Origin of the sequence: Nostoc sp., from assembly GCF_036917555.1 — a bacterium.
In the GTDB taxonomy this organism is placed as follows: domain Bacteria; phylum Cyanobacteriota; class Cyanobacteriia; order Cyanobacteriales; family Nostocaceae; genus Nostoc.
The window spans coordinates 69,733-83,388 of sequence record NZ_JBALDD010000015.1 but is presented as its reverse complement, the minus strand read 5'-3'; the positions used below and the strand labels follow the sequence as shown (position 1 = coordinate 83,388).

At 41.1% G+C, this 13,656-nt stretch carries 13 protein-coding genes and 2 tRNA genes; 10 read left to right on the top strand and 5 right to left on the bottom strand.

Annotation, left to right across the window (positions count from 1 at the left end; all coding sequences use genetic code 11):
• Positions 1–18: 18 nt before the first annotated feature.
• Positions 19–1,101: a Gfo/Idh/MocA family oxidoreductase gene (locus V7K60_RS05535; protein ID WP_334923623.1), complete on the bottom strand. Its 1,083-nt coding sequence runs from the start codon at positions 1,099–1,101 to the stop codon at positions 19–21.
• 337 nt (positions 1,102–1,438) lie between these two features.
• Between V7K60_RS05535 and queC the strand changes: the two genes are divergently transcribed.
• Positions 1,439–2,116: a 7-cyano-7-deazaguanine synthase QueC gene (gene queC / locus V7K60_RS05530; RefSeq protein WP_334923619.1), complete on the top strand. Its 678-nt coding sequence runs from the start codon at positions 1,439–1,441 to the stop codon at positions 2,114–2,116.
• A gap of 31 nt (positions 2,117–2,147) precedes the next feature.
• On the opposite strand, the gene V7K60_RS05525 is transcribed toward queC, so the two are convergent.
• Positions 2,148–3,542 (bottom strand): hemolysin family protein, encoded by a 1,395-nt coding sequence (locus tag V7K60_RS05525; RefSeq protein ID WP_334923618.1) that lies wholly within the window; start codon positions 3,540–3,542, stop codon positions 2,148–2,150.
• Between the two features lie 66 nt (positions 3,543–3,608).
• Entirely contained in the window at positions 3,609–4,310 is a 702-nt protein-coding gene (locus V7K60_RS05520) for a hypothetical protein (RefSeq protein ID WP_334923616.1), read from the bottom strand.
• A 296-nt stretch (positions 4,311–4,606) separates the two neighbouring features.
• On the opposite strand from V7K60_RS05520, the gene V7K60_RS05515 reads away from it, so the two are divergent.
• Positions 4,607–4,679: transfer RNA gene (locus tag V7K60_RS05515), tRNA-Ile, on the top strand.
• Between the two features lie 139 nt (positions 4,680–4,818).
• Here the strand turns inward: V7K60_RS05515 and V7K60_RS05510 are convergent.
• Positions 4,819–5,250 (bottom strand): hypothetical protein, encoded by a 432-nt coding sequence (locus tag V7K60_RS05510; RefSeq protein ID WP_334923614.1) that lies wholly within the window; start codon positions 5,248–5,250, stop codon positions 4,819–4,821.
• A gap of 106 nt (positions 5,251–5,356) precedes the next feature.
• On the opposite strand from V7K60_RS05510, the gene pyrE reads away from it, so the two are divergent.
• Together pyrE and V7K60_RS05500 are read left to right on the top strand one after the other, a co-directional pair.
• The gene (gene pyrE, locus V7K60_RS05505) at positions 5,357–5,980 is read left to right on the top strand and encodes an orotate phosphoribosyltransferase (RefSeq protein ID WP_334923612.1); all 624 of its coding nucleotides are present in this window, start codon (positions 5,357–5,359) and stop codon (positions 5,978–5,980) included.
• A gap of 15 nt (positions 5,981–5,995) precedes the next feature.
• Positions 5,996–6,325: a hypothetical protein gene (locus tag V7K60_RS05500; RefSeq protein WP_334923610.1), complete on the top strand. Its 330-nt coding sequence runs from the start codon at positions 5,996–5,998 to the stop codon at positions 6,323–6,325.
• Between the two features lie 156 nt (positions 6,326–6,481).
• On the opposite strand, the gene V7K60_RS05495 is transcribed toward V7K60_RS05500, so the two are convergent.
• Positions 6,482–6,553, bottom strand: a tRNA-Thr gene (locus V7K60_RS05495).
• Positions 6,554–6,919: 366 nt separating this feature from the next.
• Between V7K60_RS05495 and argF the strand changes: the two genes are divergently transcribed.
• The 6 genes from argF (at position 6,920) to V7K60_RS05465 (ending at position 13,653) form a co-directional block, all read left to right on the top strand.
• Positions 6,920–7,840, top strand: a complete 921-nt coding sequence (gene argF, locus V7K60_RS05490) for an ornithine carbamoyltransferase (protein ID WP_334923609.1) — start codon at positions 6,920–6,922, stop codon at positions 7,838–7,840.
• A 239-nt stretch (positions 7,841–8,079) separates the two neighbouring features.
• On the top strand, positions 8,080–8,685 hold the full coding sequence (gene lexA / locus V7K60_RS05485) for a transcriptional repressor LexA (protein WP_104909820.1): 606 nt from the start codon (positions 8,080–8,082) through the stop codon (positions 8,683–8,685).
• A gap of 64 nt (positions 8,686–8,749) precedes the next feature.
• Positions 8,750–10,228: a DNA phosphorothioation system restriction enzyme gene (locus tag V7K60_RS05480; protein WP_334923606.1), complete on the top strand. Its 1,479-nt coding sequence runs from the start codon at positions 8,750–8,752 to the stop codon at positions 10,226–10,228.
• A 327-nt stretch (positions 10,229–10,555) separates the two neighbouring features.
• Positions 10,556–10,729: a hypothetical protein gene (locus V7K60_RS05475; RefSeq protein ID WP_194043855.1), complete on the top strand. Its 174-nt coding sequence runs from the start codon at positions 10,556–10,558 to the stop codon at positions 10,727–10,729.
• The gene (locus tag V7K60_RS05470) at positions 10,726–12,798 is read left to right on the top strand and encodes an AAA family ATPase (protein ID WP_334923605.1); all 2,073 of its coding nucleotides are present in this window, start codon (positions 10,726–10,728) and stop codon (positions 12,796–12,798) included. The genes V7K60_RS05475 and V7K60_RS05470 overlap by 4 nt, the downstream gene beginning before the upstream one ends.
• Before the next feature lie 285 nt (positions 12,799–13,083).
• Positions 13,084–13,653 carry a Uma2 family endonuclease gene (locus tag V7K60_RS05465; RefSeq protein WP_334923603.1) on the top strand — a complete coding sequence of 190 codons (570 nt, stop codon included), beginning with the start codon at positions 13,084–13,086 and terminating at the stop codon, positions 13,651–13,653.
• Positions 13,654–13,656: the final 3 nt, after the last annotated feature.

Sequence of the window (13,656 nt, the reverse complement as noted above, 5' to 3'; positions counted from 1 at the left end):
CCCTCATCCCCTCTTCTTCTAGACTGTGGGGGTCAATGATTGTACCCTTGGTTCCGATTGCCAGTCTAAGGGATTCCAAACTCGATCTTCCAGCGCCATCTGCTCAATTAAACTCGCAAGTCTCAGGGCTTTGAGAGCTTGTTCACCACCTACTGAGGGTTGATTGCCACCGTGTACACAGTTGACAAAATGTTCTAATTCTGCACTTAGTGGTTGAATATTGCTGGTGTAAACTTTTTCAATTACACCATCTTGTCTGTAAAGTACTTGTCGGTGGTCGGTGAGAGAATTAGCAGTGGTTTGTCGGTGAATCAAAATTTCATTCTTGAGGAAATCTGCCTCAGTAAATGAATTTTTACAATGGGCGACAATCCGGCGAATTTTTCGGTGAGTAACTTTACTGGCAGTCAGAGTAGCAACAATACCATTGGTAAAGCCCAAGGTGGCGGTTACGTAATCTAAATAACCAGAGTCTAGGGAGCGAGTACCGCTAGCAGTTAATTTTGTGACTGGGGAAGCAGCTAATTCCAGAAGTAGGTCGATGTCATGGATCATTAAATCCAGCACAACTGAAACATCGTTTGCTCGATCTGAGTAAGGACTCATCCTGTGGGCTTCTAGTGCCAGCAATTCCTCTGTTTTTAGAACTTGGCTCAGTTCTTTAAAAGCTGGGTTAAAACGCTCAATATGACCTACTTGCAGGATACACTGAGATTCAGCTGCGGCATTTACTAAAGACTCTGCCTCAGAAATACTAGCTGCGATCGGTTTTTCAATCAAAACATGAATTCCCGCTAACAGACAGTTGATGCCCACGGCATAGTGCAGACGGGTGGGAACAGCTACACAAACTGCTTCCACAAGGGGTAGCAGATCACAGTAATCTTCAAAAAAACGCACCTTGTACTTGCTGGCAGTTTCTAATCCTCGCTCGACGTTAATATCTGCCACTCCGACTAGTTCAACATCTTTCATTGAACTCAGCACGCGAGCGTGGTGTTGTCCCATGTTACCCACTCCAATCACGCCTATGCGGATTGGTCGTGGCTGGTTGCGCTGTGTATATGGATTCGGTTCTGCCACTGACATGCTATTTTGCACTATTATTCTCTCCTCAACCACCAAATTTAGAGACGCTACGGCCGTTGGCGTTTATACTCGAAAGCCGGTTACGATCCGTCTAAAACCATCCAGATGGTAACATAGAGCCTATGTTTATGAAGAATTTCAAAGTTTGTGATCGGTTCCCGTAATCCAAATATCTTTTGTATCGATATTTCAGGTTTGCTTTGGATTTTGCACTTTCTACAAAAAATATATGTCTTTTTATTAATTTGAAAAAATTCAGTAATACTAAGTATAAATTCCGCCTAGCATTGCTTTCTGGCATCTTGTTAGGTTTGATTTGGTGATTTGAAATCCAAAATTTGCAACTGAGATGAAAGCTGTAATTCTGTTATCTGGGGGATTAGACTCTTCCACAATTCTGTACAAAGCTCAAGCTGATGGCTGTGAATGTCATGCTATTTCCTTTGATTACCAGCAGCGACATCGACGAGAGTTACAGTCAGCGCTCAGTATTGCTCAAAAAGCTGCGATCGCAAAACATCAGGTAGTTAATTTTGACTTACGACAATGGGGCGGTTCCGCACTTACTGATGATGCCATTGATTTACCCCAGGAGCGATCGCTGGATGAAATGTCTGAAAATATTCCTGTCACATACGTTCCGGCTCGTAATACTATCTTTTTAAGCTTTGCTCTTAGTTACGCCGAAGCGATCGCAGCAGAGCGTGTCTATATCGGCGTTAATGCCTTAGATTACTCAGGATATCCTGATTGTCGCCCCGACTATATCCAAGCAATGCAAGAAGTTTTTCGCCTGGGAACCAAACAAGGGCGTGAGGGACGACCAATTAATATTGTTGCACCCCTAATCAACCTGAAAAAAACCGAAATCATCCAACTGGGGAACCAATTGGGAGTTCCTTGGGAACTAACTTGGTCTTGCTATACAGGTGGAGATGTCGCCTGTGGTGTGTGTGATTCTTGTCGCTTACGGCTAGCAGCTTTTGCCGAATTGGGACTTGTTGATCCACTGGCGTATGCTTCTTGAATGAGGAGTTAAAATCTATAACTCCTAACTCTTAACTCTCAACTCCTAACTCCTCTAATCGTCGCAGTTGAATTTGATGTAAGCGTGGGCCAACAATCGATATCACAGTGAATTCGAGATTTTGATAACAAAAGGTTTCGCCTTTGGCAGGAATTTTCTGTAACTCATACAGCAAAAAGCCCCCTAGTGTTTGGTATTCTCTGGTCAGGGGCAAATTAAGATGCAGAACTTCGTTGAGGTCTTCGAGGTTGATTTGTGCTTGCACTAAAAATTTTTGCTTATCTAACATCTGAATCAGTAAGTCTTCACTGCTTTCAGGTTCGCTGGGGTCACCAATAATTTCGGCAATCACATCTTTAATTGTCACGAGTCCCACAGTACCGCCAAATTCATTCACTACCATAACCATAGCGGGTTTCTCTTGCTGCATCATGGGCAAAAGTTCACTCAAGGGCGTGTGTTCTGGAACAAACTGAGCAGGACGCATCCAAGGTTGGATCTGTGTTTCTAAACTGAGCTTTCCTACAGCCAAAGGTTGTGCTAAATCTTTAAAATAAACAATACCGCGAATATCGTCCAAAGATTCACCAATCACGGGATAGCGAGAGTAACCAGTAGAAGCCATTTCCCTGAGTAATGTCTGGAAGGTAGCATCTTTTGGCAGCGCGATAATACTGGTGCGCGGGATCATCACATCTTGCGCCATGACATCCCCAAACTCGAAGACATTATTGAGTAATTCCCGCTCTGCACGCTGTAAACCAGTAGACCCCCATTCTGTAGAGATGATCAGTTGCAATTCTTCGGGAGTTACAGGCGGTCGCCAGCCTTGACCTGTGTATTGGATGCCAAAAATCCGTAATAAAAAACGAGTTGATTGGTTAAGAATCCAGATGAAGGGGCCAAAAAAACGGACGATCGCTTTTACCGGAGGCCCCAAAAACCTCGCTAGCTCTTCTGAGTACAGCATGGCTAAGGATTTGGGACATAGTTCTCCGATCACAATTTGCAAATAGGCAATCAAGAAAAAGGCAATGGGAATTGATAAGGAATGGGCGAGGAAGGTAGTCATCCCACTGGGTAAAGGCCAGGATCTTAACCAGGCATTCACCAGCACGACAATCGTACTTTCGCCAATCCATCCTAGTGCCAAACTAGAGAGGGTAATACCTAACTGGGTGGTAGATAGCAGTTGGTCAATACTGCGTTGTAACATTTCTACAGCGATCGCTGGAATATCCCCAGCCTTAACTAGCTGGTGAATACGCGATCGCCGCACGCTCACCATTGAAAACTCGGCCGTTACAAAAAAGGCATTTATGGCAATCAGTAGTAGCACTGACAACAACCGCAGCGCCACCTCTATCAAACTTAAATTAGGAAAACCACTCACCGCCAAAGCTCGTGTAAAACTCACGCCCTCCATTTAGGGGGAATAGTAAAAAATAATAGATAATTACCAATTCCCAATGCCCAATGCCCAATGCCCTTTCTACCTTTCTACAGGAATATTCGATGCCTCTAGCTTCAATTGTTGAGCGGGATAATCAGTCAGAGCAAGTGATATTTTCTTGACATCATCAAGTAAAGCTGTAGGAATGCTTACTGTACCTGAAAATGCTGGCCCATTTACAGGCAATTCTGTTGGTAAACCCTCTGTACTTGCACTCAGGGTTCGTCCTTTGTCATCGGTAACATCTAAAAAACTATACAGGAAGCGCACAGAATCCTTACCTTTGTTCTGCATTTTCACTTTCAGTAGTAAATCACCACCAGAGTAGCGAGCAGATTGCACAGTCATTGTTACACCCTGACTTTGGGCTGTAACCGGAAAACCTGGTAGGGGTTTTTCTTCAACTACTTCTGGGGGTTTTTCCTCTGGCTTCTGCTTGCTGCTATTGGTTTCTTCATCATCTTCTTCTGGCTTTTCCGATTTAGCAGCTTTGGTCTTACCCTCAATTCGCGCCTTGACAATTTTCAGAACCTCTTCCTCTTTTAATAGCACCAGCCCTCCCTGTTGAAAGTTATTTGCCTTATTGCTGGCAAATTTGGTTGTAGGACGCCCATCTGGTGTGCTAACGCCTTTAAGTGCTGAACTCCCCAGTTCAAAGCCCAAAAACGCGCTCACAGAACCTGCTCCCATCATCAGAATTAACAAAATCAAAGTAAGAAGTACAGTAGAATTTATTTTCATCGCTGACAAGCTATCACAATAGAATGCTGGTCTATTTAAGAATAGTGAAGCTTTTGACCTCAATCCTTAAAGGAACTTAATCAATATTAGTTTGCACTATATCTATGATCAAATTATGTAGTATAAAAATCTAGTAAACTATTGTCCAGTATTCACACGTGGTAAATTTGTGCTATATTCATGGGATTGGCTAAACTCAGTACGTGAGGTATTTTTCTCACTCTACAAATTAGCAAATGAGGTTGACCTAAGAGTTAAAGAAATTTACTTGTAGCAACCCAAAACCCAAAAAATAAGCGCCTTTGGCCGATTGGGGAGGCAACGAACTCATAATTCGTCTTCAGGCTGGTTCGATTCCAGCAGGGCGCACTGAATCATCAAAAACTACTAGATAGAAGGGCATGGGGCATTGGGATTAGAAAAGAGGTGACAGGTGACAGGTGAGAGGGAATAATCTTTACCCTATAAGCTGTACCCTATTACCTTCTTTACTCCCTACTCTCCAATCTTACCGAGATGGTAAAGTTTCAAACCTGAATTCTGTTCCTACTTTGAGTTTGTTGCTATAGCGAGGAGACATCATCAGCGATGTGTCATAAGGATTTGGTAAATCAAGAGTACGAATATAAGGATCGTTGCCAACTTGCTGAGTCAGGGCATCATGATATAAAGTATTAATCAAATTAGCATCGCGGGCAATTTCATTTTCTGGGAAGGAACCACCGAAACCGGAACCAGATCCGAGAAATGAGTCTAGTTGACGCTTGAGGCTGCCATTTTCGTAGAAATTGGGATCGTGACGAAAATAAGCTCGTTCAAATATATCATTCGTAGTTTCAGAATTGGGTGTTGCCGTTTGGGCAGATGCAATAGAGGGAAAAGCAATACCAGCAGCAAGCAACACTAATAAACCACCAAAGGTTTTAAATTTTATACGCACGTTTGTGACTCCTCAACTTTTGCTTTGGGCGAATCTTAATTTATGCTGAAGTTCAGAACTCTGATGAGTTCAACCTTTGGTGTAGCACAACTTTTAATGTTTTGTAATGACGTATCCTACTGAAACTATTACCCACCCAGATATTTGGGCAACCACTTCTGATTTGACCACTTTGCGCCACAAGCTACTAGATTTATTTTGCCAACTTGCTTATCAAGAGGGTGATTTTCTCCTCTCTTCTGGGCTGCGTAGTTCTTATTACGTTAATAAGACACAGGTAACACTCCATCCTCAAGGCGCTTTAGCTGTCGGACGGTTACTATTTCCTTTATTACCTGTAGATACACAGGCAGTAGGTGGTTTAACAATGGGGGCTGACCCAATTGTGACAGCAGTGAGTATAGTTTCAGTTTATGAAAACCGCCCGATCCCAGCGCTGATTATTCGCAAAGAAGCCAAGGGTTATGGAACAAGAGCTTATATAGAAGGTTCCAGTTTACCAGAGGGCGCAAAAGTAGTAGTTTTGGAAGATGTAGTAACAACTGGGCAATCTGCTCTAAAAGCAGTTGAGCGTCTTAAAGATGCAGGTTATACCGTAAATTTAGTAATTTCACTGGTAGACAGAGAGCAAGGGGGAGGTGAATTGTACCAGTCAGCAGGGTTAAAGTTTGAAACTTTGTTTTCGATTCGGGAAGTTCAAGAACGCTACCGACAACTTGCGAATTCATGAAAAAAGGAGATCAATATGCAAGCAACTATATCTACAGAACTAACACAAGAAAAGGTTGAGAAAGCTGTGAACGCAATTCTTGAAGTACTAGGAAAGCCAGAAAATGATTTACACCACAAAGCGTTAACAGCTTTTCAGAGTGGCGATTATCAAACTGTAAAGAGACTGGCATCTACCAACTTGACTGATGATTATTGCAAAGCTTTGGGATACCTGGGAGGAGCGCTGAAGCTGACTCCCAACACCGATACTATTTTGGCAGAATCGGCTCGTAGCGCGGCTGAATTTGTGAAAGAAAAAGCATTGCTGCACCTTGGTATTAAGATCGCTGATGCTTTGAATTAACCAATGCAATGAGCTTGCGCGATCGCTCTAAATAAATCAAAAAACCCTCTTGAAAAACTTTTCGAGAGGGTTTGTGTAAGTACCTATTGTGGTAGTCGCAACAAGACAAAAACCACAAGCAAGTGCTAACAAAGAAAATTGTTCTGTTTCAACAAAAGCCAGCAGCGGGATTTGAACTCGCGACCTTCCGATTACAAGTCGGATGCACTACCACTGTGCTATGCTGGCGAGTTTGACCATTACTCTTAATTAGTAACCACGATTTATTATTATACCATAATCCATTTATTTGTCTAGCTGTGAATTCTAAAAAATATCTGCCTCATCAGAAATTAGGCTAAAAGACCAGAAATTTTAGCAATATCGCTGCTTATATACGCCTAAATAGTTTTTCTGGCGTTGCCATTGTGATGAACCAGAAAAAATCAGTGATTCTGAATCACTGATAAAGTTAATAAATTAATATTCATAGCAAAAGCTAACTCAAATCCTGGGCTGAACCCAAAAATATCTGGTCAGTTCTAAAACTATATTTTCTTGGCACGGCTGAATAAAGGAACAGAAATATATAATTATTTTTTACAGATTACAAGCATGGCAGCATTGCTCGGACGAGATTTATTAAGTCTAACGGACATCAGTTCTACGGAACTTCAAGAACTCCTGCAATTGGCAACTCAACTTAAATCACAGCAGTTGAAGTTGCAGTGTAATAAAGTTTTGGGGTTGTTGTTCTCCAAAGCTTCAACTCGTACACGGGTAAGTTTTACTGTGGCGATGTACCAACTTGGTGGACAGGTAATTGATCTCAACCCTAATGTCACTCAAGTTAGTCGTGGGGAACCTTTGCAGGATACAGCGCGGGTGTTAGATCGATATCTGGATATTTTGGCAATTCGCACTTTTGCCCAGCAGGATTTAGAAACTTTTGCTCACTATGCCAAGATTCCGGTAATTAATGCGCTTACCGATGCAGAACACCCTTGTCAGGTATTAGCTGATTTATTGACGATTCAAGAAAGCTTTAACACTCTTGCTGAGTTAACTTTAACCTACGTGGGTGATGGGAATAATGTCGCTAATTCTCTGATGTTGGGCTGTGCTTTGGTGGGGATGAATGTTAGAATTGCTACTCCTAGTGGATATGAGCCAGATTCTAGGATTGTAGAGCAAGCAAGAGCGATCGCTAATAACAAAACTGAAGTTCTCCTTACTCACGATCCAGAATTAGCTGCTAAGGGAGCTGCTGTACTTTACACTGATGTATGGGCGAGTATGGGACAAGAGGCAGAAGCCGATAACCGGATGCCAATTTTCCAGCCTTACCAAATTTCGGAACAGCTATTGAGTCTTGCTGATCCAGAGGCAATTGTTTTACACTGCTTACCAGCCCATCGCGGTGAAGAAATTACCGAGGCAGTTATTGAAGGTTCCCAATCACGAGTTTGGGAACAAGCAGAAAATCGTTTGCACGCTCAAAAAGCTTTACTTGCAAGTATCTTAGGGGCAAAATGAAAGGAGTTAGGAGTTAGGAGAGATGCGATTAATCGCGTCTGTACAGGAGTTAGGAGTCAAAATAGTGAGTGTGCAATTGGCTCCTGACTACTTGCTGGTAAAAAATTCAAAATAAATGGGTAAAAGAAAAGACAATATTCTTGCTTTTGCCTTTCATAATTTTTACTTTTCTCTTGTTATAAGGAGTTTTTTGTAGTACTAATGTTCTAGAGACATTTATAATTACTTCCGCTTTCTTTATGGAACGTCTAACAGAAGCTCAACAAGAACTTTACGAATGGTTGGCAGAATACATCAGATCGCACCAGCATTCGCCTTCTATTCGGCAAATGATGCAAGCGATGAACTTGAAGTCACCAGCACCAATTCAAAGCCGTTTAGAACATTTACGGACTAAGGGATATATAGAATGGACTGAAGGACAAGCGCGAACGATTCGGATTTTGCGTCCTGTTAAGCAAGGTGTACCAATTTTGGGCACGATCGCTGCTGGTGGTTTAATAGAACCGTTTACTGATGCTGTAGATCATTTAGACTTTTCTAATTTCGATTTACCTCCCCAAACTTACGCTTTGCGGGTAGCTGGCGATAGTATGATTGAAGATTTAATTACTGATGGAGATGTGGTATTTCTGCGTCCAGTAGCAGAACCAAATCATTTGAAAAATGGTACTATCGTCGCCGCCAGAGTTGATGGATTTGGTACAACATTAAAACGTTTTTATCGCCAAGGCGATCGCGTTACCCTCAAACCAGCAAATCCTAAGTACAATCCCATTGAAGTCATGGCTCAACAAGTGCAGGTGCAAGGTTCACTCATTGGTGTTTGGCGTGGTTACAACTGAGTAATGGGGAGTGGGGAATGGGAAAGATAAGTACCAATGACCAATGACTAATGACTAAATAAATATGTACCTGACGAAAAATTCAGTGCAGCAACTGCCCACTTTCCGGTTGAAATTACCATTTGCAAGGGAAAGTAAGGGCAGTTATTACACTCCGCAACCATTACCAGGATGCCCAAGAATGCCTCTGTCTCTGCAATTGCGGCAATACCAGCGCCAAGCGATCGCTAGCTGGTTTACCAACAATGGCAGAGGGACGCTGAAAATGGCTACTGGTAGTGGTAAAACGATTACCGCACTAGCGATCACTTGTGAATTATATCAGCAGATTAATTTACAAGTTCTGTTGGTAGTGTGTCCCTATCGTCATCTCGTTACCCAATGGGCGCGAGAATGTGAAAAATTTAATTTGCAACCCATTTTAGCTTTCGAGAATTTACGCACTTGGCAAAGTCAACTTTCTACACAAATTTATAATCTGCGCTCTGGTTCTCAACGGTTTGTCACGGTGATTACTACGAACTCCACTTTAATTGGAGATGGCTTTCAGTCTCAACTCAAATATTTTCCTGCCAAAACTTTAATTATTGGGGATGAGGCGCATAATTTAGGCGCACCTAAGTTAGAAGAAAGTTTGCCGCGCAGTGTTGGGTTGAGGCTAGCTTTATCTGCCACACCGGAAAGATATTTTGATGATTTTGGTACGCAATCTTTATTTGATTATTTTGGGCCAGTTCTCCAACCAGAGTTTACTTTGAGGGATGCGATCGCTCAAGGTGCTTTGGTGCATTATCTGTATTATCCGGTGCTGGTAGAGTTAACGGAAGCAGAAAGTATTGCCTATTTAAAGCTAACTAAAAGAATTGGGCGATCACTACTTTATCGAGATCGAGAAAATGGCGAATCGGGATTTGAAGACAATGAAGATTTAAAGCCGTTGTTGATGCAAAGAGCAAGGTTAATTGGTGCAGCAGAAAATAAATTAAATGCTTTGCGCGATTTAATGACCACTCGCCGCGAAACTACTCACACACTTTTTTATTGTGGTGACGGTTCCCAAGATGCGGGACAACGTTCATCCCTACGCCAACTTAAAGCTGTTGCTAAAATTCTGGGGGTGGATCTAGGGTATAAGGTAAGTACCTATACGGCTCAAACAACTTTACAAGAAAGGGAAATGTTGCGCCATCAATTTGAAAGTGGTGAGTTGCAAGGTTTAGTCGCAATTCGTTGTTTAGATGAAGGTGTTGATATCCCAGCAATTCAAACTGCAGTAATTTTATCAAGTTCTGGTAATCCCCGCCAATTTATTCAGCGACGGGGGCGAGTTTTACGTCCTCATCCGGCTAAAGAACGCGCAACAATATTTGACATGATTGTTTTACCACCAGATTTAGATAGAGAAACTATAGAAGTTGAGCGTAATCTGTTGAAAAAGGAATTGCGTCGCTTTGTGGAGTTTGCTGATTTAGCTGATAATGCAGGTGTTGCAAGAATGAAGTTACTTGATTTACAAAAGCGATATGGTTTATTAGATATTTGATGATGGACTATATAGTTGTATTATTTTGTAAAATTTTTCGAGTTTTGAAAAAAGAGGCATTAAGTATGAAATAATAAAATTATGAGTCTGATCATAATGGGATGTAAGCAGCTTTAAAAATTTTACTTACATCCCATTATAATCTGAATTATTAATATTAATAATAACAGAAGATAATCCAATAATAAAGTCTTTTTTCAAAGAAAATGATAAATTTTAAAAAATAGTTTTTGCAAAATTAAAGATAACGCTAACAGTGGCTTTACGGAGGTAAATGCACTACTAGAGAAAGTTAAAATATAGAAAAACTATATTTCCAAATCGAAGATGTCACAAGATGCGAATATCGATGATGTGCAGGAGCCAATAACTAGCGCTCCGCCAGAAGTACGGCAAATTATTGAGCGGGTATGGAAGCTGGAAAAAGGCAGACTAGATAAGAAGATTAACAGCCATATAAATGATAATATTTTGGACATTATTAAGGAAGAGGTGCGATGAAGCTGACTTCAATCAAGCTATGCAACTTTCGCTCCTTTTATGGTACGACACCAGAGATGATCATCGCTGGGGGAGATGCTCAGAATACGACAATTATTTATGGCAATAATGGCTCTGGTAAAACTAGCTTACTGAATGCCTTTACATGGGTATTGTATGATAAATTTAGTGCAGCCTTTGCATCGGTAGAACAGTTAGTAAATAAGCGTGCGATCGCAGAAACTCAAAAAGGTCAAGCTGTAGAATGTTGGGTAGAAATTGGCTGGGAACATGAAGGTAAACGCTATCGAGTTAAACGCGCCTGTCGGGGTTATAAAAACGAAGGTGATTTTGACGCTGGCAAAACTCAATTAACTATGTGGGTTGGTGCGGATGATGGCAAATGGAACATACCAATTCAACAACCAGACGATATAATTAATCAAATTTTACCCGCTACATTACATCAATATTTTTTCTTTGACGGCGAACGAATTGAAGAAATCGTTCGTTCTGACAAAAAAGCTGAAATTGCCGAAGCTACAAAAATTTTCTTGGGTGTGGAAGTAATTAACCGTTCTATCAGACATTTGGGAGATGCTAAAAAAACTTTAGAAAATGATTTAAAAGCTATTGGTGATTCTGAAATTAAACAACTATTACGACAGCAAGAAAAGATAGAACGAGAGCGCGAACGCATTACCAAACGACAAACTGAAATTAAAGAAGAGTTAGAATATCAACAAACTTTTAAAAAAGAGACAAGTAATCGGTTACGAGAACTGAGCGCTGCTAAGGAATTGCAAGAAAGATGGCAGGATTTAGAATCGCAGAAGACAGCGAATCAAGAAGAATATAAAAAAACGAAGGAAGCACTGAAAAAAGTTCTTTCCGCGCGGGGTTATACAGTTTTACTGTCAGAAACTACAGCACAGTTCCGAGGAATTATCAATGATTTGAAGCAACGCGGCGAGTTAACATCAGGAATTTCAAGAGAATTTGTGAATGATTTACTCAATTCTCAACGCTGTATTTGTGGCGCAGAATTACACGAGGGTAATCATTCTCATACTCATGTAAGTACGTGGTTAAACAAAGCAGGTTCTTCAGCGGTGGAAGAAACTGCAATTCGGATGAGTGCACAAGTAGATGAAATTGATAAGCAAGCCATAGGTTTTTGGGAAGAGGTTGATAGAGAACAAACTAGAATTAATCAGTTAAGGCAAACTATATCCCAAATTGAAGGTGATTTAGACAATATTCAAGAACGGTTGCGAAAAGATGCTAATGAAGAAATTAGCAGTTTACAAAAACGCTTAGATGAAATTGAAAGTAAAATTGATGAATTGAATCGAGAACAGGGTGCAAATCAGCAGCAAATTGCTCAACTCACAACTGAGATTGAAGGTTTAAATAAACAAATTGCAAAGCAAAAGCTGAATGAAGACAAGCAAACTCTAGCACAGCGACGAATTAACGCCACTCAAGATGCAATCGAACGGTTAACGGAAGTTAGAAATCGTCAAGAGCAACAATTTCGCCTGCAACTAGAAAAACGAGTACAAGAAATATTCATGGAGATTTCTGTAACTCCATACATTCCTAAAATTAGTGAAAAATATGAACTGACGTTAGTAGAAAATACTACAGGGATAGAAGCACCAGTTGCAGCTTCTACGGGGGAGAATCAAATTCTCAGTTTATCCTTTATTGCCAGCATCATTGACAAAGTAAGGGAATGGAGTGAGAAGCGAAAAATGATGATGATTCCTGATAGTAGTACTTTTCCAATTGTGATGGATTCACCCTTCGGTAGTTTGGATGAGAATTCGCGGCGACACATTGCTAAAACAATTCCCCAATTAGCGAATCAGTTGATAGTTTTAGTTACTAAGACTCAGTGGCGGGGTGAAGTTGAAGCAGAAATGACAGACAGAATTGGTAGAGAATATGTGCTTACGTATTATTCTTCTAAGCCAGATTGCGAACAAGATTATATTGAGTTGGCTGGAGAAAGATATCCTTTGGTGCAACAAAGTCCGAATGAGTTTGAGTATACGGAAATTATGGAAGTTGAACGGGATAGGTAATTATCATGTAGAGACGCAGAGAAAGACTTTTCCAAGGAATCTGATGATTTCGCGCATTCGCCGTTAGGCGTTCTCGTAGAGTAGGCGCAAAGGTTTTTTACAGAACTGACGCAAAATACCTCTCAAACTCTTATTCCTCCGTGTTCTCTATCCTTCTGTGGTAGCCTGCGGCAAGCCGCTTCTCTACGAGACGCTCCGCGAATGCGTCTACGATTTTCTGTTACTGTGCGTAAGTCCGATTTTAGTTAAAGTTGAGAAAAGTGACTTTTGAGAAGGAATCAGGTTATGGTTGCGAGTCCAAACAGAAATTATATGTCTCCCCACGAATACCTGGAATGGGAACAAGGCCAAGAAATTAAATATGAATATATTGATGGTGAAGTTTTCGCCATGACTGGGGGTACTCTTCCCCATAATGATATTGCTTTAAACTTAGCTTCAGCGTTAAAAAGTCACCTGCGAGGAAGTGGATGTCGTGTGAATATGGCGGATGGGAAAGTAGGTGTATCTGAAAACGGGCCTTTTCATTATCCTGATGTTGTGGTGAGTTGCGATGAACGGGATAAACAAGCTATTCAATTTCTCCAATATCCTTGTTTAATTGTTGAAGTTCTGTCCCCAAGTACGGAAGCTTACGACCGAGGTAAAAAATTTACGCGGTATCGTCGCATTCAGACTTTGCAAGAATACATCCTCATTGATGCTGAAAAAATTGGTTTAGATTGCTTCCGGTTAAATGATAGAGGACTCTGGGAGTTACATCCTTATGAAGCAGGGGATGAGGTTTATTTAACCAGCGTTGATTTCCACTTTCCGATATCTTTGGTGTATGAAAATGTTCAGTTTCCTATTTAAATT